Source organism: Mesorhizobium sp. EU05-FHT14A09, from assembly GCF_058790995.1.
The window spans coordinates 242705-268016 of sequence record NZ_JBYTDF010000005.1; the positions used below are offsets into that span (position 1 = coordinate 242705).

Consider the following 25312-nt stretch of genomic DNA (forward strand, 5'->3'; position numbering starts at 1 on the left):
CAGTGCCGTCAGATTAGCTTCCAGGCAATGAAGATCAAGGTGAGCGCGATCACCCAGAGCGCGACGCGTCCCGAGCGCGTATGGCGCGCCTCGGCCTTGCCGATCGCCTTGGCGGTGGCGTCGTCGAAACGCAGACCATGTTCGGCCATCAGGTCGATCTCGCGCGACAGCCGCTCCGCCCGTGCCGCCAGGTCAGGCGCCTGCCGAGCCAGCGACACCAGCGCACCGACACCCTCGCGGGCATCGTCCAGCATGCCGCGCGGACCGAGATTGGAACGGATCCAGTCGCCGACCACCGGCTCGGCCGTCTTCCACATGTTGAAAGCCGGATCGAGCGTACGAGCAACGCCTTCCACAACCACCATCGTCTTCTGCAGCAGAACCAACTCCGGCCGCGTCTGCATGTCGAACAGTTCCGTCACCTCGAACAGCAAAGTCAGCAGCTTGGCCATCGAGATGGTCTCCGCCGGCTGACCATGGATCGGCTCGCCGATGGCGCGGATCGCCTGCGCGAAAGCGGCGACATCATGTTTGTGCGGCACGTAGCCGGCCTCGAAATGCACTTCCGCCACACGCAGATAGTTGCGGGTGATGAAGCCGTAGAGGATTTCGGCGAGGAAACGCCGTTCCTTCTTGCCGAGCCGGCCGGCAATGCCGAGATCGACAGCGACGATGGTGCCGTCGGCTTCGACGAACAGATTACCGGGATGCATATCGGCATGAAAGAAGCCATCGCGCAGCGTATGGCGCAGGAAGGACTGGATCAGGTTGGCGGCGATCGCCTTGAGATCGTGACCGGCCGCTGCGAGGCCGGCGATATCATTCATCTTGATGCCGTCGACCCACTCCATGGTGAGCACGTCACGGCCGGTACGCTCCCAGTCGACAGCCGGCACGCGGAAACCGGGATCGGCCTTGGTGTTTTCGCCCAGCTCCGACAGGGCCGCGCCTTCCAGCCGCAGGTCCATTTCGATCTTGGTCGTCTGGGCGAGCGTTTCGGTGACTTCGACCGGACGCAGGCGCCGCGACGACGGAATGTACTTTTCCTGCAGGCGCGCCGCGAGAAAATAGCTTTCGAGGTCATGATGGAACCGCTTGCGCACGCCGGGACGGATCACCTTGACGGCTACCTTGGTCGGAAGGCCATCACGCAGCACTTCGGCCTCATGCACCTGCGCGATCGAGGCCGCCGCCACCGGTTCTTCCAGGCGGGCATAAAGGTCGGATACCGACCGGCCGAGCGACGACTCGATCGCCGCCACCGCCTGGGATTGTGGAAACGTGCCCATCTTGTCCTGCAACAAGGCAAGATCGAGCGCGATGTCGTTACCGACCACGTCCGGCCGCGTCGCCAGGAACTGGCCGAGCTTGACATAGGACGGCCCCAGCCGCGCCACCGCGTGCGCCATGCGATCGCTGCGGCCTTCGCGCAGCGCTCGCCGCCGCGTGAACAGACGCGCCATCCGCCAGCCGAATTTCGGCATGCCGGTCAGCTGGTCGCCCGGGATTGCCGCAACGACTCCCTCGCGCACCAGCACCCAGCCGGCCCGAACGAGCCGGAACGCAGCTCCGACGGAACTCATGAACACACCCGCCTCAAAGCTTCCAGCCCGAATGGGCGGCGGCGATGCCGCCAGTATAGTTGCGGAAACTGACACGCCCGAAACCGGCCTTGCCGATCATCGCCGCGAAATTCTGCTGGTTCGGGAACTTGGCGATGGATTCGACCAGATAAGAATAAGGCTCGCCATCGCCGGTTACCGCCTTGCCGATCTTCGGGATGGCATTGAACGACCAGGCTTCATAGACCTTGTCGAGCAGCGGCATCTCGACTTCGGAGAATTCGAGGCACAGGAAGCGGCCGCCGGGCTTGAGCACGCGAAAGGCTTCGCTCAATGCCACCTCGATGCGCGGCACATTGCGGATGCCGAAAGCGATCGTATAGGCGTCGAAGGAATTGTCGGCGAAGGGCAGGTCTTCGGCATTGGCCTCGACGAAATCGATGTTCGCGGCCAGGCCGCGCTTTTCTGCCCGCTCGCGGCCGACACCCAGCATCGAACCGTTGATGTCCAGAACGGTGGCCTGGGCCTGACCATGGCTGGCATCGATGATTCGAAAAGCGATGTCGCCGGTTCCGCCCGCCACATCCAGCAGCCTCCAGCCCGATCGCTTCGGCGGGTTGAGCCAGGCGACCATGGCGTCCTTCCACAGGCGGTGCATGCCAGCCGACATCAGGTCGTTCATCAGGTCGTAGCGTTTGGCGACCTTGTGGAACACCTCGTTGACCAGCGGCTGCTTCTCGCCGGTTCCGACCTGCCGGAAGCCGTAGGAGGTTTCCATGCCTCCGGTAGCGGTGGTTCTCTCAACAGACATCTTTTTCATCCGCCATAAAATTGGCCGGACCATAGCCGATCGCAGTAGGCGACGCTATTGTCAAAGGCGCGGTGTTCGGCCGCGCCGGATGGCCCGTTCACAGGAATGCCTCATGGTTTTGAAAGCCGAATTGCACTGCCACATCGAAGGAGCCGCATCGCCAGAACTCGTTGTCCTGCAGGCACGGAAATACGGCAAGGACCCCTCTCCCTACATTCGTGATGGCTCCTTTGTCTGGCACGATTTCACCTCCTTCCTCGCAGCCTACGATTTTTCAGCCGATCTTTTCCGCACCGAAGAAGACTATGCGCTGCTGGCCGAACATTATCTCACCAGCCTGGCGCGCGATGGCGCCATCTATTCGGAAGTGTTCACCTCTCCCGACCACGCCGTGCGCGCCGGCCTCTCGCCCAAGGCCTATACCAATGCCCTTGGCGAAGGCATGGCCCGCGCCAAGGCCAAGACCGGCATCGAAGGACGCATGATCGTCACCGGCGTGCGCCATGTCGGCGTCGAGGCGATCGAAAAGGCTGCCCGTTTCGCGGCCCGGTGCGGACATCCGCTGGTCACGGGCTTCGGCGTTGCCGGTGACGAGCGCATGGGTGATTTCGAGGATTATGTCCGCGCCTTCGAGATCGCCCGCGAGGCCGGTCTCGGCATCACCATCCATGCCGGCGAACTGATGGGCTGGGAAAGCGTGCAGGCGGCACTCGACCACATCCGCCCCACACGCATCGGCCACGGCGTCCGCGCGATCGAGAACCCGGACCTCGTGCGCCGTATCGCCAGCGAGGGCGTGGTGCTGGAATGTTGCCCGGGCTCCAACATCGCACTCAAAGTGTTCGACAGCTTTGCCGACCATCCCTTCCCGGCGCTGAAGGCGGCTGGCTGCAAGGTGACGCTGAATTCCGACGATCCGCCCTATTTCTGGACGTCGCTGAAACGCGAATACAACATCGCAACCGAACATTTCGGCCTGAACGACAAGGCACTGGCAGCCGTGACACGCATCGCGATCGATGCGGCCTTCGTCGACAAAAAGACAAAGGCGGCCCTGATTGCGCGACTGGACAAGGGTAGCCCACGCTGAAAAGCCCGCAAAAACTGTGGTTGGCGTGCGCCGGGGCGTTTCTTGGTCACCGCTTAGCCGCTAGGGTCTTTTTCAAAGCATGATCCCGAAAAGCTGCAGGTTTTTCGAACAAGGCTCATGCGCCAAGACAAAAGGGATGGAGCGCGAGTTCTCTTGATCGCATCCCGCTCCAATATCGAGGAGAAGACCATGAAGGGCGTAACCGTCGTCGACCATCCGCTTGTCCAGCACAAGCTGACCATCATGCGCAACAAGGAGACGTCGACGGCGTCGTTCCGGCGGCTGCTGCGCGAGATCTCGCTGCTGCTCTGCTACGAGGTGACACGCAACCTGGAGCTCACCAAGACCACCATCGAAACCCCGATGGAGACGATGGAAGCCCCTACGCTGGAAGGCAAGAAACTGGTTTTCGCATCCGTGCTGCGCGCCGGCAACGGTTTACTGGAGGGCTTGCTCGATCTGGTGCCTGCCGCCCGCGTCGCCCATATCGGCCTCTATCGCGATCATGAGACGCTGGAAGCGGTGGAATATTTCTTCAAGGCGCCGAGTGACCTCGCCGACCGCCTCATCATCGTCGTTGATCCAATGCTCGCCACAGCGAATTCGGCGATCGCGGCGATCGAAAAATTGAAGGAACGCGGCGCCACCAACATCCGGTTCCTGTGCCTGCTGGCGGCGCCGGAAGGCATCGAGCGTTTCACCACCGCTCACCCGGATGTTCCGGTCTATACCGCCTCCATCGACCGCGAACTCAACGAGAAGGGCTATATCCTGCCCGGCCTTGGTGACGCTGGCGACCGCATGTTCGGCACGAAATAGGCCTTTACCATTCGTTTACGAAGCCGTGTGGTTTCGAGCCAGGACAGGGCCTAAACACTCGAAATTAAAGCGCCGGATACCAAGGCTGTTTAGGATCGCCTGGAGCGGGGGCGTTCCATGCTGCGTAAACTGGTCATTCTGGGTGTTTTCGCCGGCGGTACGGCGGCGATCCCGTCCGTCTTTCAGTCGAACCCCGATTTTCTCAACCAGCTCCTCGGCCGAAGCAGTGACATGTCTGCCACGGCAGTGAAGCTGCCTGGCGGTTCCGGCTCCGCCGGGCAAACCGCACAGCAACCACTTGGCCGCAAGGTGCTGATCAAGGCCGACGCGAGTGGTCATTTCCGCTCGCCCTTCAAGATCAATGGCAAGCAGGTGGACGCCCTCATCGATACGGGTGCGACGCTGGTGGCGCTCAACACGTCCACGGCGCGTCGCGTCGGGCTTTCGATCAGCCCGTCCGATTTCACGCAGCAGGTCTCGACCGCAAACGGTCCGGTCAAGGTAGCGGTGGTGCGCCTTTCCAATCTCCAGGTCGGCAGGATCGCGCTGGACAACATCGATGCGGTCATCATCGACGACCGCGCGCTCAGCACCAATCTGATCGGCATGAGCTTCCTCAGCCGCCTCGGCAAATACGCCGTCGAGGATGGCACGTTGCTGATGGTGCAGTAACACCCAGAGCGTTTCCATTTTCAAGGAAAAGCGGAAACGCTCTAAGATTTTGTTTTCGTAGCATTTTTATAACACCAAATGATTCCACTTGGCTACAAAATACTCCAGCCTGCGGTCTAACCGCGCGGTCCGACGCGGCGCAGGATCGCCTTCTCCGTGGCTGGCTTGGCCGCACCGATCGTATAGGCAGCAGAGACGTCTGCCGCGGCCTGCTCAGCGGCCTCTGGCGAGCGCGCATGGACGAACGCGATCGCTTCCCCCGGACGCACTTCCGCACCGACAGGCAAAAGGCGGGTTAGCCCGACGGCATGGTCGACCTTGTCTTCCGGTCGCGTCCGGCCGCCACCCAAAGCCACCACGGCGAGCCCGATCTCGCGCGTGGCGATCCCGGTGACGAAGCCTTTGCGATCCGCCTTCACTTCGTGCCGCACAGGCGCCTGAGGCAGGTAAAGGGCGGCCTTCTCGACAAAATCCGGCGGCCCGCCCAGTGCCGAAACCATGCGGCCGAACACCGCCGCGGCTCGACCACTGGTCAGCGCCTCCATGGCGCGCTGCAGCCCATCCTGGTTGGAGGCAACGAGGCCGGCCGACTGCAGCATTTCGGCGGCCAGTGCCAGGGTCACCGTCTCCAGGCGTTTGTCGCGGCTGCGTCCGGTCAGGAAGTCGACTGCATTCTGTACCTCGACGGCATTGCCAGCAGCCGAGGCAAGCGGCTCGTTCATGCCGGTGACGAGCGCACTGGTCTTCAGTCCGGCACCGTTGGCGACCTCAACCAGGCTGGTCGCGAGCGCTGTCGCGTCACGCGACTTTTCCATGAAAGCGCCGTTGCCGAGCTTTACATCCAGAACCAGGGACTGCAGACCGGCGGCCAGTTTCTTCGACAGGATCGACGCAGCGATCAACGGCACCGATTCCACCGTCGCAGTGACATCGCGGATGGCATAGAGCCGCTTGTCGGCGGGAGCGAGGTCGCCGGTCTGTCCGATGATCGCCGCGCCCGCCTCCAGCACGGCCTTGCGCAGCAGGCCGAGATCTGGCTGGCTGACATAGCCGGGGATCGAATCCATCTTGTCCAGCGTGCCGCCGGTATGACTGAGGCCACGGCCGGAGATCATCGGCACATAGGCGCCGCAAGCCGCCACGATCGGTGCCAACATCAGTGAGACATTGTCGCCGACCCCGCCAGTGGAGTGCTTGTCGGTCACCGGACCGGGAAGATCCGACCAGTCGAGCACATCGCCGGAATCGCGCATCGCCGTGGTCAGGGCCACCGCTTCGTCGCGGTTCATACCGTTGAAGAAGACGGCCATGGCAAAGGAGGCAGCCTGCCCTTCCGTGACGGTGCCGGAGGTGATGCCGGAAACGAAAGCCACGATCTCTTCGGCCGACAGCTTCAGCCCGTCACGTTTTCTGCGGATGATTTCCTGAGGCAGCATCTAGAGCAATTCCAGCAAAAGTGCGTAGCGGTTTTGCGTCCGGAATTGCGTCAAAACAAGGAGGAAGAGCATCGAAGGCGATCCTAATTTTCGCCGGAAATGCTCCGCCCTCACCCGTCCAGCAGTCCGTCCCGGAACACCTTGTGCAGCACCTTGGCGAGTTTGGCACCACCGATCGGCGCCATGTCCTTGGTCTCGGTGTGCGACAGCTCGGCGCCAGTCATGCCTGCGGCGAGATTGGTGATGACCGAACAGGCGGCCACGCTGAGCCCGAAGAAACGAGCCAGGATCACCTCAGGCACGGTCGACATGCCGACGGCAGTGGCACCCATGATGCGCGCCATCCGGATTTCCGCCGGCGTCTCGAAGGACGGGCCGGAGAACCACATGTAGACGCCTTGGTGCAACTTGGTGCCGGTGGCCTTCGCGGCCCGCTCGATCGCCGCGCGCATGCCGGCGTCATAGGCTTCGGTCAGCCCGACAAAGCGGCGATCGGTCGGCTCGCCGAACAGCGGATTGGAACCCGAGAAATTGATGTGGTCGTCGATCAGCATCACCGATCCGGGCGGCATGTCTGGATCGACGGAGCCGGCGGCATTGGTGAGGATCAACTTCGTGATGCCGATGCCGGCCAGCGTCTCGATCACCGGGCGCATGACCGCGGCGTCGCCATGCTCGTAATAATGCGCGCGACCCGCCAGCATCAGCACCGGCTTGCCGGCGAAAAGCCCTGCCACCACCGCACCGGCATGGCCGGTGACGCCGCTTTTCGGGAACCCCGGCAAGTCGCCATAAGGGATGCGCACGGCATCCTCGACCTCTTCAACGAGCCCACCGAGCCCCGATCCCAGCACCAGCGCAACCGTTGGCGCAAGGCCATCCAGCCGTTCAACGAGGCGATCGATCGCGTCCTTCATTTTAGGATATCGCCCCTGAAGCCATAAGGCAGCATGTCGCCCATCGTCACGGTTTCGGCCACGCCGGTCTCGTCGCAGAGATAGAGCTTGGTGTCGGGCCGGGTGAATTCGGCCAGCCGCTGGCGGCAGCCGCCACAGGGCGAGCATTTCGCCATGCGCTCGGCAATGACGGCGATCTCCACGATCTTGCCGCCGCCGCCCATGATGTAGTGGCCGAGCGCCGTCGTCTCAGCGCACCAGCCTTCCGGATAGGAGGCCACTTCGATGTTGGCGCCGGCAAAGATGCGTCCGTCTTCCGTGCGAAGCGCAGCCCCCACCGGGAACTTCGAATAGGGCGCGTAGGCCTTGGCCATGGCCGCCTTGGCGGCAAGGTAGAGGTCATGCGACATCGATCAGCGCTCTTTCACATAAGGCACGCCGCCGGCACGCGGCGGGATAGCCTTGCCGATAAAGCCGGCAAGCAGGATCACGGTGAGGATGTAAGGCAGGGCCTGCATGAGCTGCACCGGCACCTTACCGATGATCGGCAGCGGCGCGCCCTGCAGGCGGATCGCCAACGCGTCGAGGAAACCGAACAGCAGGCAGGCGAACATGGCGTTGACCGGCCGCCACTTGGCGAAGATCAGCGCGGCGAGTGCGATGTAACCCTTGCCCGCCGTCATGTCCTTCACGAAACCGCCGCTCTGCACCATCGAAAGATAGGCGCCGGCGATGGCCGTGAGGATGCCGGTGCAGATCACGGCGCGGTAGCGCAGCCAGGCAACCGAAATACCGGCGGTGTCGACGGCGGCCGGGTTTTCGCCGACGGCGCGCAGCCTGAGGCCGAAACGAGTGCGGAAAAGCACCCACCAGGTAAACGGCACGGCGAGGAAAGCGACATAGACCAGCAGAGAGTGGCCGGAAATCAGCTCCGAATAGATCGGGCCGATGATCGGGACATCGCGCAGAGCATCGGCGCCGGGAAGCGTGATCGCCTCGAACCGTTCGTTCGGCGCCAGTGCCGGCGTGCGGCCGCCTTGCTGGAACCAGGCCTGGCCGAGAATGATGGTCGAACCGGCGGCGATAAAGTTGATGGCAAGGCCGGAAACGATCTGGTTGCCGCGATGCGTGATCGAGGCGAAGCCATGCACCAGCGCAAGCGACACCGAGACCAGGATGGCCATGCCGAGCCCAATCCAGGCTGAATGGAAGACCGAGGCCGCTGCGGCGCCGGCGAAGGCGGCGGCCAGCATCTTGCCTTCCAGGCCGATGTCGAAAATGCCCGAACGTTCTGAATAGAGGCCGGCGAGGCAAGCGAGAAGCAGCGGCACCGAGAGGCGGATGGTGGAGTCCAGCGTCTGGATGATGACGTCGAAGAAACTCATCTCAGGCCCCCTCGCCCTTGACCGCGGCCATGCCGACCGACTTCGGGCTGATCGAAGCGAACAGCGTCTGGATGTAAGGCCGGAACATGTGTTCGAGCGCACCGGCAAACAGGATCACCAGCCCCTGGATGATGACGATCATGTCACGGCTGATCGCCGGCATCTCGAAGGAAAGTTCGGCGCCACCCTGGTAAAGCATGCCGAACAGGATCGAGGCGAGAATGATGCCGACAGGATGAGCGCGCCCCATCAGCGCAACCGCAATGCCGATGAAGCCGGCACCGCCTGCGAGATCGACATAAACGCTGTGCTGGTCGCCCATGATCGCGTTGATCGACATCATGCCGGCGAGCGCGCCCGAGATCAGCATGGCGATGATGGTGACGCGCACTTCCGAAATGCCGGCATAACGCGCTGCCTTCTGGCTGAAGCCGAAGGTGCGGATTTCATAGCCGAGCTTGGTGCGCCAGATCAGCAACCAGACCAGATAGGCCATCACCAGCGCCAGCAGGAAGGACACGTTGAACGGCGCGGAACGGATCTTGGCCGTGCCGAACAGTTCGATGATCCAGTTCAATCTGGGCAACTGCGCCCCCGCCTCCAGCATGCGGGTTTTCACTTCCTGCATTGCTTCCGGCTTCAGGATGTCGCGCAGCACATAGATCATCAGGCTCGCCGCGATCATGTTGAACATGATGGTGGTGATGACGATGTGCGAGCCGCGTTTGGCCTGCAGATAGGCAGGCAGGAAGGCCCATGCCGCGCCAAAGATGGCAGCGCCGGCAATCGCGAACGGAAAGGTGACATACCAGGGTACGACCCGGTCCAGCGCCAGGCAGACCAGCCCGACGCCGAGGCCGGCGACATAGGCCTGGCCTTCGCCGCCGATGTTGAAGAGTCCGGCATGCATGGCGACCGCAACGGCAAGGCCGGTGAAAATGAAGTTGGTTGCGTAGAAGAGTGTGTAGGCAATGCCCTGGCCGCGGCCAAAGGCTCCTTCCACCAGGATCGCAGCAGCCCGGAACGGATTTTCACCGACCAGCAGCACGACAAGCCCCGCAACGATGAAGGCCACCGCAAGATTGATCAGCGGGATCAGACCGTAGTCAGCCCAGGCCGGCAGCTTGGCATAAGGCGTGCTCATTCGGCGGCTTCCTTCTGCTCGACGCCAGCCATCAGCAGGCCAAGTTCCCCTTCGCTGGTCTCCGGCCCACGCTCGCCGACGACACGGCCGGCGAACATCACCAGGATGCGGTCGGACAGCGAGCGGATCTCATCGAGCTCGACCGAAACCAGCAGCACCGCCTTGCCCTGATCGCGCATCGCGATCAGCCGCTTGTGGATGAATTCGATGGCACCGACATCGACGCCGCGTGTCGGCTGGCCGACGATCAGCACGCCGGGATCCTGCTCGATTTCGCGCGCCAGCACGATCTTCTGCTGGTTGCCACCCGAGAAATTGGCGGTCTTGAGACGTGGGTTGGTGGGGCGGATATCGTATTTGGCAATCTTGTCCTTGGCATCGGCCATGATGGCATCGACGTCCAGAAACGGTCCTTTGAGGTACCGCTTGTCGTTGTGGTAGCCGAGGATCGAGTTCTCGTTTTCCTCGAAGGCCAGGACGAGACCGACGTGATGCCGGTCTTCCGGCACGTGTGCCAGCCCGCGCTGGCGCAGCTCGCCGGGGTCGGCGGCGCCGGTCAGGTCGATCGGCTTGCCGTCCAGCGTCACGCTGCCCGAAACCGCCTTGCGGATACCCGAGATCGCTTCCAGCAGCTCCGATTGGCCATTGCCGGCCACGCCGGCTATGCCGACGATCTCGCCGGCGCGCACGTCGAACGAGACGTCATCGACCATGGTAACGCCACGCTGGTCCTTCACCACCAGGTTCTTGACCGACAGCTTGACGTCGCCCGCCTTGGCTTCGCCCTTCTCGACCCTCAGCAGCACACGCCGGCCGACCATCAGCTCGGCCAGTTCCTCGACGGTGGTCTTCTTGGTTTCGCGCGTCGCCACCATCGTGCCCTGGCGCATGACGGAGACGGAGTCGGTGATCGCCATGATCTCGCGCAGCTTGTGCGTGATGAGCACGATCGTCTTGCCCTGGTCCTTGAGCTGCTTGAGGATACGGAACAAGTGATCCGCTTCCGCCGGCGTCAGCACGCCGGTCGGCTCGTCCAGGATCAGGATTTCGGCGCCGCGATAAAGCGCCTTGAGGATCTCGACGCGCTGCTGCAGACCGACCGGCAGCTCTTCGATGATGGCATCGGGATCCACTTCAAGCCCGTATTCGCGTTCCAACCGCTCGAGCTCCGACCGTGCCTTGGCGATGGAGGACTTGAGCAGCGCATCGCTCTCGGCGCCGAGGATGATGTTTTCGAGCACGGTGAAATTGTCGACCAGCATGAAGTGCTGATGCACCATGCCGATGCCGGTCGCGATGGCGTCGTTGGACGTCTTGATCGAGGCGGGCTTGCCATTGACGCGGATCTCGCCGCTGTCGGCCTGGTAGAAGCCGTAGAGGATCGACATCAGCGTCGATTTGCCGGCGCCATTCTCCCCGACGATGCCATGGATCGTGCCGCGCGCGATCTCAAGATTGATGTCGCGATTGGCGCGCACGGCGCCAAAACTCTTGTTGATGCCGATCAGCTCGATTGCGGCTTCCGCCATGCGATCGTTCCCACTTATTTTTATCGTTTGGTCAAATTGACTAGCACGGCGCCTATCCCCTGCCAATTGGCCGGCTATGGCGTCCACTCTCGACAAAACCCGGCGTGCTTGTCAATTTCGAACACACGGGGCATGCGCCATTGGCAGGCACTGTAATGCAACTCAAGCCCGCCAAAGCCGGGTCCCCAGGGAAATTGATATGTCAGACGACCGCATGACGACTTTGGAGATCCATGCCGCCGAGCAGGACAAGACCATCGAGGAACTGTCCGGCCAGATCGCCGAGCAGTGGAAGACGATCGAACGCCTGCAGAAAAAGCTCGACGCATTGACCAGCCGCTTCCTGGTTCTGGAAGAACAGACGGCACCGGATGTTCCGGTTACCAAGCCGCCACACTGGTAAAGGCCTTACACCATGGCAAGGAGGGTGCAGCCATGACCGGGGAAAGCGACCGTATCGCGCGCGCCAGCGACTATGTGCTGGGACTGATGAATGAGCGCGATCGCGAACGGGCGGAGCGCGATCTGGAGATTGATCCGGCCTTTCGCAACGCCGTGGTGCAACTGGCCGAACGCATGCATCTGTTCGACCGGGCTGCTGCAGGTGAAGCAAACCGTCCCTGGCAGGACGTCGCCGCACGCATTGCCGAGTTGCCGCAAATGTCGCTGCAGGGCAGCGCGAAAGCAGGCAACCGGATCATCGACGGGCCACGGCCGCCGGTCGGCATCGGCCTGCATGCCTTGCCGGGTCGGCTGGCCATTGCGGTGGCGGCCGGATTGATCGTCGCCTTCGCCTTTGGCTATCTCATCGGCCGATTGAGCCTGGGCTGAAGCTATCTGCCAAACTCAGGAAGTGCTGGCCTCGTTGGCCTTCCCCGCCGCATCCGCAGACGGCTCCCACAATTCGATCGGATTGCCTTCCGGATCGTGGATACGGGCAAAACGGCCGACCTCCGAATCCCACTCTTCGCGCGTTTCCACTGCAATGCCGGCCGCCTTCAGGCTGGCGATCATGCCGTTCAGATCGTCGACACGAAAATTGATCAGCCACTGCTGCTCGGCCCGACCAAAATAGTCAGTCTCCTGCGCGAACGGCGTGAATATTGTGAGGCCCGCGTCCTGACGCCATACGGTCTTGGCGATGTTATCGATGCCGAGATGACGCTCATACCATTCCGCCAGCAGCTTCGGATCGCGAGCGCGGAAAAACATGCCGCCGATGCCGGTCACTCTTGCCATGCTGTCTCTCCATTTGCAGCAAGGGAGCCTAACACATTGGCGAGAACGAAAGTGCGCTTCGATAGCCGGCGTCTCGAAGCGATCTAAAATTTGCGCTGCATCAGCACCAGCGGTTCGCTGTCGACAAGCATACGCTCGACGACGATCCAGCCGAGCTTGGCGTAGAGGGCCTCCGCAGCATCGGTGTAGAGATAGAGATCCTCGCAGCCGGCCGCTTTGGCATGCTGTTCGATCGCTTCGACCAGCATGCGGCCGACCCCCTGCCCACGGCAGGCTTCCGCGACGACCAGCCCGGCAAGCCAGGGCGAGACATCGTGCAACGGGTCGATCTCTTCACGCACCAGCAGGCATGAACCGGCCAGTCTGCCGTCGATCTCCACGACAAGCCCGACTTCCAGATCATCGCCGTCGAGCAGCCCGGTCAGCGCGATGACATCCGCCTCCTGCGAGTGCCTGCCATCGGCGAAGAAGGTGGCATGGCGCAAAGCCGCAAGCGGTGCGAGATCGGAATGCCGCATCTTGCGGATGATGGGGGACATGCGCGATCTCCTGAACAGACATGCAAGTGCGCCAGCCACCTGCCTACGCTCCAGCAATCCGACAAGGCGCCAATCACCTGCCGTCGGTGGGCCACGTCCGCTGGCAAAAAAACACCGCCGGGCTTTCACCCGGCGGTGCTTCATTCGATGTTCAGAAGCAGATCAGTAAGGGCACTTGTTGTCGCTGGAATAGTCGTGCACTTCGATCTTGCCACCGATGATCTCTTCCTTGGCCTTGTCGGCCGCAGCCTTCATATCGGCAGTGATGAGATCCTTGTTGTTGTCGTCCATGGCGTAGTCGACTCCGCCTTCCTTGAGGCCGAGATTGTTGATGCCGCCGGTGAACTTGCCGTCCTTGGCATCCATGAATGCGCTGTAGACGGCGACGTCGACGCGCTTCAGCATCGAGGTCAGCACCTTGCCCGGCTGCAGGCCGTTCTGGTTGGAATCGACACCGATGCCGAGCTTGCCGGCATCCGCGGCGGCCTGCAGCACGCCAACGCCGGTACCGCCGGCCGCCGCGTAGATCACGTCGGCGCCCTGGTCCATCTGGGTCTTGGCGATTTCACCACCCTTGGCCGGGTCGTTCCAGGCCGCCGGGGTATCGCCGGTCATGTTATAGATGACGTCGGTCGCGCCGCTGGCCTTGGCGCCGCCGACATAGCCGCAGCCGAACTTGCGGATCAGCGGGATGTCCATGCCGCCGATGAAGCCGACCTTCTTGCTCTTGGAGGCCATCGCGCCGAGCAGGCCGACGATGTAGGAGCCTTCCTGCTCCTTGAACTTCAGCGAACGCACGTTCGGCAGGTCGACCTGATCGTCGATGATGGCGAACTTCAGCTCCGGATATTCCTTGGCCACCTTGGTCAGTGAATCGACCCAGGAGAAACCGGCCATGACGATCGGGCTGCGGCCGTCTTCGGCGAAGCGGCGCAAAGCCTGCTCGCGCTGCGAGGCATTCGAGACTTCGAATTCGACATAGGCGACGCCGCTCTCCTTCTTGAACTTCTCGGCGCCGTTATAGGCAGCCTCGTTGAAGGATTTGTCGAACTTGCCGCCGAGATCGTAGAGCAGCGCCGGCTTGATGTCTTCGGCCATCGCCGGGAAGGCCAGCGCAGTTGCGGCCAGAAGGCCGAGAACGATACGTTTCATAGGATCCACACCCCTGAGGTTTATTTTTCCAGTCTGCCGCAGGTCCGGGTTCCGGCCCGGCTTGCGACGTCCGGCAGGAGCTGTTCCCTCCCGCTCAAGCTTTATCTTGCACGGCTAGGGACAAAATTCACGTGGAATTTTGACCCTTTGGAAAAAGCATGGCGCCAAAGCGGCGCCATGGAAAACCGTTTCTGAAGAGGATGCTAGCGGCGGTCGAAACCAGCTTCCGCAGCGTCACTGCCTGTCGTCAGGCCGACGCTGCAGCACCAGGTATGGCACAGCTCACGCCGGTGCCCTTCAGCCCGCAATAGCCGTAGGGGTTCTTGGCCAGATATTGCTGGTGATCCTCCTCGGCGAAGTAGAATTCGGGCGCCGAAGCGATCTCGGTCGTGATCTTGTCGCGACCGGCGGCGCGCAACGACGCCTGGTAGGCATCGCGTGAGGCGATCGCGGTCTGCTGCTGGGCATCCGAGAAGGTGTAGATGGCGGAACGATAGGTCGTGCCGACATCGTTGCCCTGACGCATGCCCTGGGTCGGGTCATGCGCTTCCCAGAATATCTTCAGCAGTTCCGGGTAGGAAACGATCTTCGGATCGAACACCACGAGCACGACCTCGGCATGGCCGGTGAGCCCGGTGCAGGTTTCCTGATAGGTCGGGTTGGGGGTCATGCCGCCGGCATAACCGACCGCGGTAACCCAGACGCCTTCCGTCTGCCAGAACAACCGCTCCGCGCCCCAGAAACAGCCAAGGCCGAACAAGGCTGTTTCCAGCCCGTCAGGATAAGGCCCCTTCAGCGGCCGCTTCGAGACATAGTGTTTTGCAGCGGTCGGAATTGGCCGGTCCCGGCCCGGCAGCGCCTCTTCAGGCTTCGGCAGATTGATCTTCTTGTTCAGCATGTCACTGAGGAAAAACATCAGATGTCTCCCTGTTTCGTCGATCTCTCATTCGTCGCAGACAGCGAAATGTTACGCGCTGACCGCAAAGTTTCCGGTGCGGCGCTGTCTGCGGTAGCCGATCGCATAGAGGAGGAATGCCAGCACAGCGAACAAAACGAAGCCCGGCAGGTCGAGCGCCTTGTCGATCACCTGGTCCCAGGCGACGGCACCCGCCTTTTCACGCACGAACGCTTCCGTCCTGGCCAATGTATCGGGCGAAACCGCGCTCCAACTTACCTTGAGCGGCGTCATCACCAGATGCGAGGCCGCAACCGTGCGGGTGGCATCGAGGACAGCCATGATGACCGCGACAGCCAACGCCACCATGGCGGCAAGTCTGAACAGGAAACGGAACATGCAGACCTTTCCGGCGCATGACCCCGAAATTTTCGGAAAGGATCATGCGCAAAATTAAGATGCTAGAGCGACCTTTGCGCGTCCAGAAGGACGCGCGGCGCTCCAGTGTCTGTTTCGCCTCTACAGATATGGCGTCATGCCGGTCCACGCAATTGGTGCAACGCCGATAAAAGCATCGACGGCGCCGAGCTCACCGGTTCCTGCAGCCGATGGCCCGCTCGGGGCGGCTCCCCCCTTCGGACCGCACGAGCGAGACGGTGAACCGCCCTCGCAGGCAGCAGAAAAGAAAGCACAGGGAAGGCTTACGAATACTGCCGATATGACTTGGCATTCGCCGCCGGATCGACTAGATGAGCCCCGCACCCGAAGCTTTGACGGCTCAGGGCGCGGAAACGGATTGGCCTTCGGTCGAGGCGATCCTGTACGGGCCACGGTCCGGTTTCACAAAGGGACACGCTCCCGACGACCGGCGCGGCGAAACCGGCCGTGACAGCGACAGGACGGAGAGGTGGCCGAGTGGTTGAAGGCGCACGCCTGGAAAGTGTGTATACGGGAAACCGTATCGCGGGTTCGAATCCCGCTCTCTCCGCCACTTGGCTTTCCAAATTTTTTCGACGGGTAACGGCCTCCGAAAGCTCGCGCTGGAACTCCAGGATATTGGCAGGAACTTGCGGCTGATGATTTCGCCGATGCTTCCGCCTCCGCATCTTAGAATGATCTATCAGCGCGTCTTTCTTGGTGCGAGGATGTTGGCCACCGCGACCTGCACTTCTTCGTTGTTTTGATTGAGGGTGCGAATTCGAACCTTGAGCAGACCAAATCTCGTATTCGACCGGGAGGGCCTCGCCTCCAATATTTCCGTCTCCACGCTGAGGATATCTCCAGGACGCACAGGACGTGGCCATCGTATTTCATCTCCGCCGGCACCGATAACCCCACCGGCAATCGGCAGGCCACCGTCCACCAGAAGACGCATCGTGGCCGCGGCGGTATGCCAGCCACTCGCCACGAGACCGCCGAAGAACGAAGCTTCGGCTGCAACCGGCTCCATATGGAAAGGTTGCGGATCGAACTCGGAGGCAAAGCGCATTATCGCACCTGCCTCCATATGAAACGACCCTGCCTGGAACGTCTGCCCGACGGCAAAATCTTCAAAATAGAGCCTGGACGTCATTGTAAGAATCCTCCGTCAAATTCGAGTCTCGGCTCCTTGTGGACCACCTGACACCGCGGCCGATGCGGCGGATGCGCCGGCTCTTCCGATCAGGCGGTGCGCCAGTTCGGCTGCGAAGAGACCGGCCAGGATCAGCACGGCTCCTGCGGGGCCCAGAAAACGCGGGTCGAGCACCTGAAGAACCCCGGCACCAAGTGCAGCGGAAGCCGAAACACCGATGTAGATTGCGGCTCCATTCAATGCGATCAGCAGAGGCGCCTTTGCCGGCGCTATGCCGATCAGGCGATGTTGCTGGGGAACCAGAATTCCCCAACCTGAAAAACCCCAGATGACCAGCACGACGCTCGCCCCGGCAAACGTACCGTTGATCATGGGCATGAACGCAAAATCCAGGGCCGCGACGAGCAACGCGATGTTGATGATCCGTCGGTTTCCAAACCTGTCGGTGAGGAACCCTGCAGCCAGATTGCCCACGATCGCGGCGATACCCCACATCGATATCAAAGCCGCCAGAACCAATGCGTCTCCTGCGGTGGCGCGCTCGAAGGCGATGCTGATGTAGCTGTAGACGGTATAGAGTCCGGAGAGCACGAACAGGGTCGTGAGCAGCGTCATCGCGACACGCGCATCGGCGATCGGTGCCAGCCGTTCCATCAGTCGCAGCGGCGGTGGCGGCGTCATCTGGGGCAGCAGCATGCGGACCCCGACCATCGCCAGCAGGCCGAGCGCAGCGACAAACCACATCGTCAACCGCCAGTCGCCAAACCTGCTGACAAGGGTACCGATCGGTGCCCCGAGTGCGGTTGCGCCGCTCAAGCCTGCCATGACGATCGCCAGTGCTCGCCCGCGCCGCTCGGGCGCGACGAGAGCCGCCGCCATGGCGCTGGCGGCCGGCGTGAACATGGCGCCGCCAAGGCCGGCTATCGCACGGCTCGCCAGAACCAGATCGAATGTCGGCAGCACTGCGGTCAGCACATTGCCGGCAATGAAGACAACAAGACCTGCCGCGAGCACAGTCCGGCGCGGCCAATGCGCCGTCACCGTTGCCATGACAGGTGTCATCAGTGCGTAGACGAGCGCGTAGACAGTGATGAGCTGGCCTGCCGTAGCCGCTCCTATGCCGAATGCATGCGAAACGTCCGGCAGGATGCCGGCGACGACGAAACTGTCTGTGCCGATCGCAAATGTGCCGAGAGCGAGCACGAGCAGACGTTTATCCATGTTGAAGCTTTCCATAGATGTAACAATTTTTGTTACACTGAATGACGTGAAAGTGGGCCTGCCAGATCGTCATCTCGGCAGGCCTAGGACACTGATGTTGTCGAAAGCGTATCGGCGAGCAACTGCTCGATCGTCGTCCCGGCGAGGTGGTTTCCGATCAGCTCATCCAGCGAGCCATAGACACGGCTGAGCACGGGTTGAATGCCTCGACCGACCGGACATGCAGGATTGGGAGGAGAAGGATGCAAGGCAAACACGCCGCCTTCTTCGAGAGCTCCCAACACCTCGCGCAGTGTGATTGCGTCAGCGCTTTTGCGGAGCGTCCAACCTGCATTTGCACCGCGATGGCTTCGGACAAGCCCCGCCTTCTGCAAAAGGCCAAGGGTGCGCCGGATCACGACGGCATTGGTGTTCACGCTAAGCGCGATCCGTTCCGAAGTGACCGGATCCGTACGCTTTCGGGCGACAAGGGCCATCCATGACAAGATATGAACGGCGACTGTAAGACGGCTGTTGGCGCTCATTCCGAACCTCTGAATGTAACAAGATTAATTACATCCAGTTGTAGCCATACCTGTTACGACGAAGGGATGTCAATCCGGTCTTTGCTTGGAAACGATATGCCCGCGGAATGCAGTGGCTTGACGCGGATGCGTTCTACCGACGGCTCAAGGTATCGAGCATTGCGCAAAATGCTTCGATCTCATCGGCGGTGTTGTAGTAATGGACCGAAGCCCGCATCAATGTCGGCAATCTCCGGGCGGACATATCGATGAGCGTCGACGATGCATAGGAGACATCCACATTGGCTCCGAGGCCGTTGAGATCCCGCTGCAGCTCTTCCGGGTCGGCCCCGTGGAAACTGAAGCTTACGAGCCCGCATCGCTGCCGGCCGAGATCGTGAACCTGCACGCCATCAAGGGCGTTCAGCCGTTCGCGCAGGGCCGCGGCGAGATCAGCCACGCGTGCTGCGACCGTTTCGATGCCCCAGCCGAGCGCGTAATCGACCGCCACGCCCAGGCCGAGCCTACCTGCGATGCAGGATTCCCAACTTTCGAAACGCCTGGCACCCGGCTGAATTTCGAAACTGTCAGGGCCGGTCCACGTCGTTGCCAGCAGATCGAGGAAGATCGGGTCCAGTCGGTCGAGAAGGCTTTCGCGCACATATAAAAAGCCCGTGCCGCGAGGCCCCCGAAGATATTTCCTGCCGCAGCCCACGAGCATGTCACAGCCCACAGCCTGCACATCGATCGGGACCTGCCCGACGGATTGGCTGGCATCGACCAGGAATGGAACGCGATGCCGGCGCGCGACCTCGCCGATCTGTTCGACCGGATTGATCAGCCCGCCATTGGTTGGCACATGCGTAATGCTGATCAGTTTGACACGGTCGTCGATCATACCCGCCAGGGCGTCTACCGACAGGACGCCATCGACGTCGTCCGGAATGATGTCGATGATGATACCCTCGCGGCGGACGCGCTGCAGGTAGGCGATGTAGTTGCTGGCATATTCCGCCCGGCTCGTGAGCACCCGGTCGCCCGGCTGCAGGGGCATACTGAAGAACAGCATATCCCAGGCCCGCGTTGCGCTTTCGGAAAGTGCGATTTCATCGGGACGACAATTGAGCAGTTTGGCCAATGAGACGTATGTGGCCTCAAGAGCCTCGGTCCGGCTGGCCGCCGCTTCGTAGCTTCCAATTCGCGCTTCCAGCCGGAGGTGATCAATGACCGCGTCGACGACGCAATCCGGGCTGAGCGCGGCGCCTGCGTTGTTGAAATGAATGATCCGCGCGCAATCTCGGGTCTCTCGACGCGCCCGTTCGATATCGAAGGCAAGGGGAAGAGCAGCGGCCATCGCGTATCTAGGCGAGTGAGGCTTTGTGCTTGGCTCGCAGAACATCAGCCAGATCGCGGCCCGCCTGGCCGATATGCGGCTCCAGAAACTCCAGGACGCGATTAACATCGCGATCGGCGCAGGCGTCGAGGATCTGCCGGTGTTCGACATCGTCCTCGTCGCGGTTCTGCATCGTGGCGCGCTCGAGCAACAGATAGCGGTCGATGGCATTGTATTGGTCGGCTGCGAGCGCGACGATGCGTTCATGTGCATGCCGGCAGAGGCCCAAATGAAACTGCCTGTGAAGCCGCAGCCAATCGTGAACGTCGTCTGACTTGGTCATGGCGACAAGCTGCGCCTCGGCGGCAGCGATTTCCGCGTCGGTGAGCAGCGGAACGGAATGCTTGATGGCCAACATCTCGATGGCACAGCGTATCTCGAACACCGCGATCAGTTCTTCCGTCGAAAGCTTTGCCACCACGGCGCCGCGATGCGGAGAGAACTCGACCAATCCCTCGGCTTCCAACAGGCGCAGCGCCTCGCGGACCGGCATCCGGCTGACCTTGAGCGACGCTGCCAGATCTTCCTGGCGCAGTGTACTGCCATGCGGCAGGACGTTGTCCTGGATCGCTCTGCGCAATGCGTCCGCCACATACTCGCTGACGGTGCGATGCGCCGGCCTGAGGCCTTCGGCGAACTGTGCGAATGTCTTCGTTCCGGTCAATTCAGGTCCTGCCAGCTTCGAACGGCGTAACCGTTTGCGTAAGACCACTAGATATCAGCGCACTCGCCAGATCCGCAACCAAGTCCGCCGGATCCTCCAGGCCAATCGCGATGCGAAGGAATTTCTCTTCCGGGTTTCTGTCCCGGACGACCTTGTAGTAGGGCATGACCAGGCTGGTCGTGCCGCCCCAGCTGTAGCCGATCTTGAAGAACCTCAGCGCATCGATGAAGCGATCGACATCGTCAATCGACATAGAACCCGCAAGCGTGACGGCAAACGTGCCGGAGGAGCCCTTGAAGTCCCGCCGCCAGAGCAGATGGCCGGGATGAGATGGCAACGCCGGATGGATGACGCGGCCGAACACCCCTTGTTGCTCCAGCCATCTGGCGACGTCGAGACAACTTTTCTCGATAGCCCGGAGCCTGACGGCCAACGTTTGCAATCCGCGTAGCGCGATGCTGCAGTCGTCAGGCGAGACAGCCATGCCGAGATTGTCATGGGCTTGGCGTAGTCTGGCGACGATTTCCGGGTCGCGTGCCGTCACGGACCCCAGCAAGATATCGCCATGGCCGCCGACATATTTGGTCAGGGCCTGTATGTTGATCGAAATGCCGGCGGAAAATGCATCGAACAGAACGCCGGCAGCATAAGTGTTGTCGAGTGCGACAGGGATATCACGCACCGCAGCCGCGGCGCAGATCGCCGGCACGTCCTGAATCTCAAGTGTCACGGATCCTGGACTTTCGCACCAGATCAGCCGGGTCGTCTTCCGCAGCAGCTTCGCAATGCCGGAGCCTATTCCCGGCGGGTAGAATTCCACGTCGACCTGAAGGTCTCGCAACATGGTCGCCGCCAGGCTGCGATGCGGTCCGTATATCGAATCCGCGACCAGCACATGATCCCCCGGCCGCAGCAGGGCGAGGTTCACAAGCGCAAGTGCCGCTTGCCCTCCCGGCGTGAGGTAGGTCCGCAGCCCACCCTCCAGCTCGGAAATGCGCGCTGCCAGTTCGAGAGCGGTCGGCGTGCCGTAAACCCCGTAGGTATATCCGGTCTCGTAGGCATCCGGACCGTATCTGATCTCCTTTGCAGACGGGAACAGCACTGTCGACCCGCGGTAGACCGGGGTCGCCAAGGAGTTGAAGCCACCCGGAATCTCGACCTTCGAATGGATAACGCGTGTCGCCCACGAACTCATGACTGCATCGTCCTCATGTCGCGCGAAATCGCGGTCAAACTTTCGTAACCGGTAGCGGTGATTGCGATGGTGTCTTCGACCATCAGGCCGCCCCACCCCATCTCGTAGTAGGGCGTCTCGACACACAGGACCATGCCCGGCTCGAGCAGAGTCTTCGAACCTGGTGCAATTGGCGGCTGCTCGTGAATCTCCGCGCCGATGCCGTGACCGCAATGATGCCGGCGGTAGTGCGGGATACCGCGACGCTTCACGCCGTCGACGGCTGCGTGGAAAAGCGTTTCGGCGGCGACGCCCGGCCTGGCGATGTCGAGCAGGTCTTCCAGGCCTTGGACAAGAGCACGATAACGGACTGCCTGTTCCCGTGACGCTTCCCCGACAATGCCGGTCCGCGCCATATCAGACCAATAGCCTCTGAACGTGCAACCTATGTCCAGGCGAACCGCATCGCCGCGTTCCAGCCTGCGATTGGTAGCATAGGCGTCGACCATGGCAGCGCGCGGTCCCGACGTCACGGCGACCAGGCGTGGCACCCCACCGCCGGCAATGATCTCCCGGCACATGATGGCGCTGAAGTCGCGCTCCGTCATGCCGCCACCGCATTCCTTGAAAGCCGTTTCCATACCGCTTTCCACCAGTCGCGTCGCGGCCCGGATCAGTTCGATCTCACCACTGAGCTTGGTCTGCCGCGCCATGCGCAAGCCGTCGGTCACGTTGACGGTACTCAAGCCGTTCAGGCTCGCTCCCAGATGTTTCTGCCGGGTGTCCAGTCCCGCATGATCGAGGCCGATCAAAGCGCCACGATCCGCAACGCCGTCGAGACCCGCCATAAGTGCTTCAGCGAAGGAGGAATGCGCAGAGAAGCTGCGGCCCTGAGGCTCTTCTATCACGAAGCCGCCGTAGCGGATGAAATCTCGCTCATAGTCGAGGACCTCGGAGGCTGCCGCTGCGTCTGAACTGTCGGTCACCAGCACCACGCCATTGCGTGTCGCGATGGCAGCCGTCGCCCAATCGCGTTCGAAGTCATGGATCATGCTGAAATACCCGCTGAGATAGCCGATGTTTGCGGGATCGAAGGTGATGATGGCGTCGCATTGCGGAACGCGATCGAAAACCTTCTGCCGCGCGTCATGCGCTAGCGCGGCGGGAGTGGGCAGCCTGTCTTCGAAGTTCATCACCTGACCTGATGTAACAGCATCGTCATTTTCGGTATCTTTTTTGGATCCAAAAATCCACAATGTCAACTATTGTATTTTGGATCCAATTATGGTGTTCTTTCCTTGCGACGGTCCGGGCAAGCGCCGCGGAACCGTTCGATCATCAGAAATGGGGGAAGACATGAAATCCAAAACCTTCACGCGCAGAGCGGCCATCCTGCTTTCGCTGACGCTCGGTAGTCTCGCTGTGGCTGGCCCGGCCCGCGCTGAAGATCAGAAGGTCACGATCGGAATTCTGACCACCGGGGCCCCCTTCACGATGAAGGAAAACGGAAAGTACAAAGGCTTCGAAGTCGATCTCATCGAATGGATCGCCAAATCCGAGCATCTCGAGATCGTCTGGAACGACCTCAAGTTCGAAGCGATGATTCCCGCTTTGCAGGCGCAGCAGATCGATGCGGCGGCGGCGAGCTTTTTCGTCACCGATGCGCGCAAGAAAGTGGTCGACTTCTCCACATCGTACTACGCCGAGGGCAACGTGCTGGCGGTTCCGGTGAACAGCGAGATCAAGTCGCTGGAAGACCTGAAAGGCAAGACGATTGTCGCCAAGAAAGGTGCAGCAGGCCTGATATCGGCACAGAAGATCGCCCAAAAACACGGTGCCACGGTGCGTGCCTTGGACGACGAACCCGCCATGTACCTCGACGTCCAAACCGCGAATTCGGCCGGTGTCGTCCATGACTCGGCAATCCTGGGCTACAAGATCAGCCAGGATGGCGCCAACCCGACGCTGCGCCTTATTGGACCGGTGATCGACACCTCGGATGTAGCGCTTGCTTTCCCGAAGGACAGTCCGCTGCTCGCGGTCTTCAACGATGGTCTCAGGAAAGCACAGGAGACGGGCGAGCTCGCTCGGATCAACAAGAAGTATTTCGGCGGCTGACCATCATCGGAACCCGGAGATGACAGTGATTGCGAGGTAACTTGGAAACGCTAGCCTTTCTGAAAGAAACGCTCCCACCCCTGTTGATCGGGGCGTGGGTGACCATCGAAATCACTGTCGTCTCCCTTTTCGGGGCGTTGATCCTCGGGCTGGTCCTGGGCTTGATGCGGATCTCGACATCCCGGGTGCTGCGCGGTTTCGCCGCCAGCTACGTCAATCTCATTCGGGGCCTGCCGCTACTGGTCCAGATCCTGTTCGTCTATTTCGGCATCCCGCTTCTGCTGGGCATAAGGATTCCCGCCCTCACCGCCGGCATCATCACGATCAGCCTCTATTCGGCGGCATACCTTGCCGAGATCTTCCGCGCCGGAATTGAATCGATCGACACCGGGCAGATGGAAGGCGGTCGGTCCATCGGCTTCTCATACTGGCAAACGATGCGGATGATCGTTCTCCCGCAAGCGATCTGGCGCATGATCCCCGCCTTCGCAAACCAGTTCAGCTCCACGCTCAAGGACACTTCACTGCTGTCGGTCATTGGAGTGGGAGAGCTCACCATGTCCGGACAGAACATCTATGCCGTCAACTTTGAGACGGTGCGCGTGCTGACAGTCGTCGGCATCATCTATCTGATCATCGTGCTGCTAGCGGTTCGCCTCTCTCGATATCTGGAGCTTCGGTTCAATTCATGATCACGGCGAACGGCATCACAAAGAGTTTCGGAGCGCTTCAGGTCCTCGGCGGTATCGACTTCGCGATTCAGAAGGGCGAGGTCGCATGCATCATCGGCCCTTCCGGCTCGGGCAAGTCGACTTTCCTGCGCTGCCTCAATCTGCTGGAGCAGCCGACCAGTGGCTCGATACTCTTCGAGGGCGAAGAAATCACCGCGAAAGGATACGATATCGACGCGCTTCGCCAGCGTGTCGGCATGGTGTTTCAGAATTTCAATCTGTTTCCGCACAAGACAGTGCTTGAGAACATTACACTGGGACCTATCCATCTCAGAAAAATCCCGAGGGAAAAGGCAGAAGGTCTTGCCCGCACGCTTCTGGGCAAAGTAGGCCTCGCCGACAAGGCCGACGCCTACCCGAGGACGTTGTCCGGTGGGCAGAAGCAGCGCGTTGCCATTGCGCGCGCCCTTGCCATGGGACCGCATGTGATGCTGTTCGACGAGCCGACATCGGCACTCGATCCCGAAATGGTCGGCGAGGTACTGCAGGTCATGAAGGCGCTGGCGGCCGAGGGCATGACGATGGTCATCGTCACCCACGAAATGAGCTTTGCCCGTGAAGTGGGCGACCGCGTCATATTCATCGACAAGGGCATGATCATCGAGGAAGGCGCGCCAAAGAATGTTTTTGGAGATCCTCGCGAGCAGCGCACCAGGGACTTCCTGGCAAAGGTTCTTTGAGGCACGGGCCGCCGCTGGATACGCAGCCCCCAGGGAACGATCGGCATCAACCCCAGCAACAGCCAAACGCCAGATGGGTGATCCCC

General features: G+C 61.4%; 28 protein-coding genes and 1 tRNA gene. 9 read left to right on the top strand and 20 right to left on the bottom strand.

What is annotated here, in order from left to right:
- Nucleotides 1-8: 8 nt before the first annotated feature.
- Both ubiB and ubiE read right to left on the bottom strand, forming a co-directional pair.
- Nucleotides 9-1583, bottom strand: coding sequence for a 2-polyprenylphenol 6-hydroxylase (ubiB, locus tag AC3WTO_RS19150; RefSeq protein ID WP_492462448.1), 1575 nt, complete (start codon nt 1581-1583; stop codon nt 9-11).
- A 13-nt stretch (nt 1584-1596) separates the two neighbouring features.
- Nucleotides 1597-2373 (bottom strand): bifunctional demethylmenaquinone methyltransferase/2-methoxy-6-polyprenyl-1,4-benzoquinol methylase UbiE, encoded by a 777-nt coding sequence (gene ubiE / locus AC3WTO_RS19155; protein WP_492462450.1) that lies wholly within the window; start codon nt 2371-2373, stop codon nt 1597-1599.
- Nucleotides 2374-2485: 112 nt separating this feature from the next.
- On the opposite strand from ubiE, the gene AC3WTO_RS19160 reads away from it, so the two are divergent.
- The 3 genes from AC3WTO_RS19160 (at nt 2486) to AC3WTO_RS19170 (ending at nt 4954) form a co-directional block, all read left to right on the top strand.
- On the top strand, nt 2486-3463 hold the full coding sequence (locus AC3WTO_RS19160) for an adenosine deaminase (RefSeq protein ID WP_492462452.1): 978 nt from the start codon (nt 2486-2488) through the stop codon (nt 3461-3463).
- Nucleotides 3464-3652: 189 nt separating this feature from the next.
- A complete protein-coding gene (upp, locus tag AC3WTO_RS19165; protein ID WP_492462454.1) occupies nt 3653-4282 on the top strand; it encodes a uracil phosphoribosyltransferase in 630 nt (209 codons plus the stop codon).
- A 117-nt stretch (nt 4283-4399) separates the two neighbouring features.
- Nucleotides 4400-4954: a retropepsin-like aspartic protease family protein gene (locus tag AC3WTO_RS19170; protein WP_492462456.1), complete on the top strand. Its 555-nt coding sequence runs from the start codon at nt 4400-4402 to the stop codon at nt 4952-4954.
- Between the two features lie 116 nt (nt 4955-5070).
- On the opposite strand, the gene deoA is transcribed toward AC3WTO_RS19170, so the two are convergent.
- The 6 genes from deoA to AC3WTO_RS19200 all read right to left on the bottom strand — a co-directional run bounded on the left by deoA (nt 5071) and on the right by AC3WTO_RS19200 (nt 11344).
- Nucleotides 5071-6390, bottom strand: a complete 1320-nt coding sequence (gene deoA, locus AC3WTO_RS19175) for a thymidine phosphorylase (RefSeq protein ID WP_492462458.1) — start codon at nt 6388-6390, stop codon at nt 5071-5073.
- A 110-nt stretch (nt 6391-6500) separates the two neighbouring features.
- A complete protein-coding gene (locus AC3WTO_RS19180) occupies nt 6501-7307 on the bottom strand; it encodes a purine-nucleoside phosphorylase (RefSeq protein WP_492462460.1) in 807 nt (268 codons plus the stop codon).
- On the bottom strand, nt 7304-7696 hold the full coding sequence (gene cdd / locus AC3WTO_RS19185) for a cytidine deaminase (RefSeq protein WP_492462462.1): 393 nt from the start codon (nt 7694-7696) through the stop codon (nt 7304-7306). The genes AC3WTO_RS19180 and cdd overlap by 4 nt, the downstream gene beginning before the upstream one ends.
- Nucleotides 7697-7699: 3 nt before the next feature.
- A complete protein-coding gene (locus tag AC3WTO_RS19190) occupies nt 7700-8671 on the bottom strand; it encodes an ABC transporter permease (RefSeq protein WP_492462464.1) in 972 nt (323 codons plus the stop codon).
- A gap of 1 nt (nt 8672) precedes the next feature.
- Complete coding sequence (locus AC3WTO_RS19195; protein WP_492462466.1) at nt 8673-9815, bottom strand: ABC transporter permease; 1143 nt, start codon at nt 9813-9815, stop codon at nt 8673-8675.
- Nucleotides 9812-11344, bottom strand: a complete 1533-nt coding sequence (locus AC3WTO_RS19200) for an ABC transporter ATP-binding protein (RefSeq protein ID WP_492462468.1) — start codon at nt 11342-11344, stop codon at nt 9812-9814. Before AC3WTO_RS19200 ends, AC3WTO_RS19195 begins: the two co-directional genes overlap by 4 nt.
- Before the next feature lie 199 nt (nt 11345-11543).
- Here AC3WTO_RS19200 and AC3WTO_RS19205 point away from each other — a divergent pair, with 199 nt between their 5' ends.
- Together AC3WTO_RS19205 and AC3WTO_RS19210 are read left to right on the top strand one after the other, a co-directional pair.
- Nucleotides 11544-11747 carry a SlyX family protein gene (locus AC3WTO_RS19205; protein ID WP_492462470.1) on the top strand — a complete coding sequence of 68 codons (204 nt, stop codon included), beginning with the start codon at nt 11544-11546 and terminating at the stop codon, nt 11745-11747.
- A gap of 32 nt (nt 11748-11779) precedes the next feature.
- On the top strand, nt 11780-12175 hold the full coding sequence (locus AC3WTO_RS19210; RefSeq protein WP_492462472.1) for a hypothetical protein: 396 nt from the start codon (nt 11780-11782) through the stop codon (nt 12173-12175).
- Nucleotides 12176-12190: 15 nt separating this feature from the next.
- Here AC3WTO_RS19210 and AC3WTO_RS19215 read toward each other — a convergent pair whose 3' ends face one another.
- The 5 genes from AC3WTO_RS19215 to AC3WTO_RS19235 all read right to left on the bottom strand — a co-directional run bounded on the left by AC3WTO_RS19215 (nt 12191) and on the right by AC3WTO_RS19235 (nt 15568).
- Nucleotides 12191-12583 carry a VOC family protein gene (locus AC3WTO_RS19215; protein WP_492462474.1) on the bottom strand — a complete coding sequence of 131 codons (393 nt, stop codon included), beginning with the start codon at nt 12581-12583 and terminating at the stop codon, nt 12191-12193.
- An 83-nt stretch (nt 12584-12666) separates the two neighbouring features.
- Nucleotides 12667-13122, bottom strand: a complete 456-nt coding sequence (locus tag AC3WTO_RS19220) for a GNAT family N-acetyltransferase (protein ID WP_492462476.1) — start codon at nt 13120-13122, stop codon at nt 12667-12669.
- Nucleotides 13123-13284: 162 nt separating this feature from the next.
- On the bottom strand, nt 13285-14274 hold the full coding sequence (locus AC3WTO_RS19225) for a BMP family lipoprotein (protein ID WP_492462478.1): 990 nt from the start codon (nt 14272-14274) through the stop codon (nt 13285-13287).
- Nucleotides 14275-14521: 247 nt separating this feature from the next.
- On the bottom strand, nt 14522-15190 hold the full coding sequence (gene msrA / locus AC3WTO_RS19230) for a peptide-methionine (S)-S-oxide reductase MsrA (protein ID WP_492462480.1): 669 nt from the start codon (nt 15188-15190) through the stop codon (nt 14522-14524).
- 51 nt (nt 15191-15241) lie between these two features.
- The gene (locus AC3WTO_RS19235) at nt 15242-15568 is read right to left on the bottom strand and encodes a hypothetical protein (protein ID WP_492462482.1); all 327 of its coding nucleotides are present in this window, start codon (nt 15566-15568) and stop codon (nt 15242-15244) included.
- A 502-nt stretch (nt 15569-16070) separates the two neighbouring features.
- On the opposite strand from AC3WTO_RS19235, the gene AC3WTO_RS19240 reads away from it, so the two are divergent.
- Nucleotides 16071-16160: transfer RNA gene (locus AC3WTO_RS19240), tRNA-Ser, on the top strand.
- Nucleotides 16161-16289: 129 nt separating this feature from the next.
- Here the strand turns inward: AC3WTO_RS19240 and AC3WTO_RS19245 are convergent.
- The 7 genes from AC3WTO_RS19245 to AC3WTO_RS19275 form a co-directional block, all read right to left on the bottom strand.
- Entirely contained in the window at nt 16290-16742 is a 453-nt protein-coding gene (locus AC3WTO_RS19245) for a MaoC family dehydratase (protein WP_492462484.1), read from the bottom strand.
- A gap of 15 nt (nt 16743-16757) precedes the next feature.
- Nucleotides 16758-17963, bottom strand: a complete 1206-nt coding sequence (locus AC3WTO_RS19250; RefSeq protein WP_492462486.1) for an MFS transporter — start codon at nt 17961-17963, stop codon at nt 16758-16760.
- An 83-nt stretch (nt 17964-18046) separates the two neighbouring features.
- On the bottom strand, nt 18047-18487 hold the full coding sequence (locus AC3WTO_RS19255; RefSeq protein WP_492462488.1) for an Rrf2 family transcriptional regulator: 441 nt from the start codon (nt 18485-18487) through the stop codon (nt 18047-18049).
- 133 nt (nt 18488-18620) lie between these two features.
- Entirely contained in the window at nt 18621-19820 is a 1200-nt protein-coding gene (locus tag AC3WTO_RS19260; protein ID WP_492462490.1) for an aminotransferase class V-fold PLP-dependent enzyme, read from the bottom strand.
- A 7-nt stretch (nt 19821-19827) separates the two neighbouring features.
- On the bottom strand, nt 19828-20523 hold the full coding sequence (locus AC3WTO_RS19265; protein WP_492462492.1) for a GntR family transcriptional regulator: 696 nt from the start codon (nt 20521-20523) through the stop codon (nt 19828-19830).
- 1 nt (nt 20524) lies between these two features.
- A complete protein-coding gene (metC, locus tag AC3WTO_RS19270; protein ID WP_492462494.1) occupies nt 20525-21718 on the bottom strand; it encodes a cystathionine beta-lyase in 1194 nt (397 codons plus the stop codon).
- A complete protein-coding gene (locus tag AC3WTO_RS19275) occupies nt 21715-22890 on the bottom strand; it encodes a M24 family metallopeptidase (RefSeq protein ID WP_492462496.1) in 1176 nt (391 codons plus the stop codon). Before AC3WTO_RS19275 ends, metC begins: the two co-directional genes overlap by 4 nt.
- 43 nt (nt 22891-22933) lie before the next feature.
- On the opposite strand from AC3WTO_RS19275, the gene AC3WTO_RS19280 reads away from it, so the two are divergent.
- The 3 genes from AC3WTO_RS19280 to AC3WTO_RS19290 all read left to right on the top strand — a co-directional run bounded on the left by AC3WTO_RS19280 (nt 22934) and on the right by AC3WTO_RS19290 (nt 25226).
- Nucleotides 22934-23815, top strand: coding sequence for a transporter substrate-binding domain-containing protein (locus AC3WTO_RS19280; RefSeq protein ID WP_492462498.1), 882 nt, complete (start codon nt 22934-22936; stop codon nt 23813-23815).
- 83 nt (nt 23816-23898) lie between these two features.
- Nucleotides 23899-24507: an amino acid ABC transporter permease gene (locus AC3WTO_RS19285; RefSeq protein WP_492462761.1), complete on the top strand. Its 609-nt coding sequence runs from the start codon at nt 23899-23901 to the stop codon at nt 24505-24507.
- Nucleotides 24504-25226, top strand: a complete 723-nt coding sequence (locus AC3WTO_RS19290) for an amino acid ABC transporter ATP-binding protein (RefSeq protein WP_492462500.1) — start codon at nt 24504-24506, stop codon at nt 25224-25226. Before AC3WTO_RS19285 ends, AC3WTO_RS19290 begins: the two co-directional genes overlap by 4 nt.
- The last annotated feature ends 86 nt before the right edge of the window (nt 25227-25312 follow it).

Excerpts from the sequence above, each read along its gene's own strand:
- AC3WTO_RS19220 (WP_492462476.1), bottom strand. The coding sequence starts at position 13,122 with ATGTCCCCCATCATCCGCAAGATGCGGCATTCCGATCTCGCACCGCTT.
- AC3WTO_RS19250 (WP_492462486.1), bottom strand. The coding sequence starts at position 17,963 with ATGGATAAACGTCTGCTCGTGCTCGCTCTCGGCACATTTGCGATCGGC.
- AC3WTO_RS19275 (WP_492462496.1), bottom strand. The coding sequence starts at position 22,890 with ATGAACTTCGAAGACAGGCTGCCCACTCCCGCCGCGCTAGCGCATGAC.
- AC3WTO_RS19170 (WP_492462456.1), top strand. The coding sequence starts at position 4,400 with ATGCTGCGTAAACTGGTCATTCTGGGTGTTTTCGCCGGCGGTACGGCG.
- deoA (WP_492462458.1), bottom strand. The coding sequence starts at position 6,390 with ATGCTGCCTCAGGAAATCATCCGCAGAAAACGTGACGGGCTGAAGCTG.
- AC3WTO_RS19210 (WP_492462472.1), top strand. The coding sequence starts at position 11,780 with ATGACCGGGGAAAGCGACCGTATCGCGCGCGCCAGCGACTATGTGCTG.
- AC3WTO_RS19195 (WP_492462466.1), bottom strand. The coding sequence starts at position 9,815 with ATGAGCACGCCTTATGCCAAGCTGCCGGCCTGGGCTGACTACGGTCTG.
- AC3WTO_RS19260 (WP_492462490.1), bottom strand. The coding sequence starts at position 19,820 with ATGGCCGCTGCTCTTCCCCTTGCCTTCGATATCGAACGGGCGCGTCGA.
- AC3WTO_RS19180 (WP_492462460.1), bottom strand. The coding sequence starts at position 7,307 with ATGAAGGACGCGATCGATCGCCTCGTTGAACGGCTGGATGGCCTTGCG.
- AC3WTO_RS19205 (WP_492462470.1), top strand. The coding sequence starts at position 11,544 with ATGTCAGACGACCGCATGACGACTTTGGAGATCCATGCCGCCGAGCAG.
- ubiE (WP_492462450.1), bottom strand. The coding sequence starts at position 2,373 with ATGTCTGTTGAGAGAACCACCGCTACCGGAGGCATGGAAACCTCCTAC.
- AC3WTO_RS19190 (WP_492462464.1), bottom strand. The coding sequence starts at position 8,671 with ATGAGTTTCTTCGACGTCATCATCCAGACGCTGGACTCCACCATCCGC.
- metC (WP_492462494.1), bottom strand. The coding sequence starts at position 21,718 with ATGAGTTCGTGGGCGACACGCGTTATCCATTCGAAGGTCGAGATTCCG.
- AC3WTO_RS19200 (WP_492462468.1), bottom strand. The coding sequence starts at position 11,344 with ATGGCGGAAGCCGCAATCGAGCTGATCGGCATCAACAAGAGTTTTGGC.
- ubiB (WP_492462448.1), bottom strand. The coding sequence starts at position 1,583 with ATGAGTTCCGTCGGAGCTGCGTTCCGGCTCGTTCGGGCCGGCTGGGTG.
- msrA (WP_492462480.1), bottom strand. The coding sequence starts at position 15,190 with ATGTTTTTCCTCAGTGACATGCTGAACAAGAAGATCAATCTGCCGAAG.
- AC3WTO_RS19215 (WP_492462474.1), bottom strand. The coding sequence starts at position 12,583 with ATGGCAAGAGTGACCGGCATCGGCGGCATGTTTTTCCGCGCTCGCGAT.
- AC3WTO_RS19245 (WP_492462484.1), bottom strand. The coding sequence starts at position 16,742 with ATGACGTCCAGGCTCTATTTTGAAGATTTTGCCGTCGGGCAGACGTTC.
- AC3WTO_RS19290 (WP_492462500.1), top strand. The coding sequence starts at position 24,504 with ATGATCACGGCGAACGGCATCACAAAGAGTTTCGGAGCGCTTCAGGTC.
- cdd (WP_492462462.1), bottom strand. The coding sequence starts at position 7,696 with ATGTCGCATGACCTCTACCTTGCCGCCAAGGCGGCCATGGCCAAGGCC.
- AC3WTO_RS19255 (WP_492462488.1), bottom strand. The coding sequence starts at position 18,487 with ATGAGCGCCAACAGCCGTCTTACAGTCGCCGTTCATATCTTGTCATGG.
- upp (WP_492462454.1), top strand. The coding sequence starts at position 3,653 with ATGAAGGGCGTAACCGTCGTCGACCATCCGCTTGTCCAGCACAAGCTG.
- AC3WTO_RS19235 (WP_492462482.1), bottom strand. The coding sequence starts at position 15,568 with ATGTTCCGTTTCCTGTTCAGACTTGCCGCCATGGTGGCGTTGGCTGTC.
- AC3WTO_RS19225 (WP_492462478.1), bottom strand. The coding sequence starts at position 14,274 with ATGAAACGTATCGTTCTCGGCCTTCTGGCCGCAACTGCGCTGGCCTTC.
- AC3WTO_RS19160 (WP_492462452.1), top strand. The coding sequence starts at position 2,486 with ATGGTTTTGAAAGCCGAATTGCACTGCCACATCGAAGGAGCCGCATCG.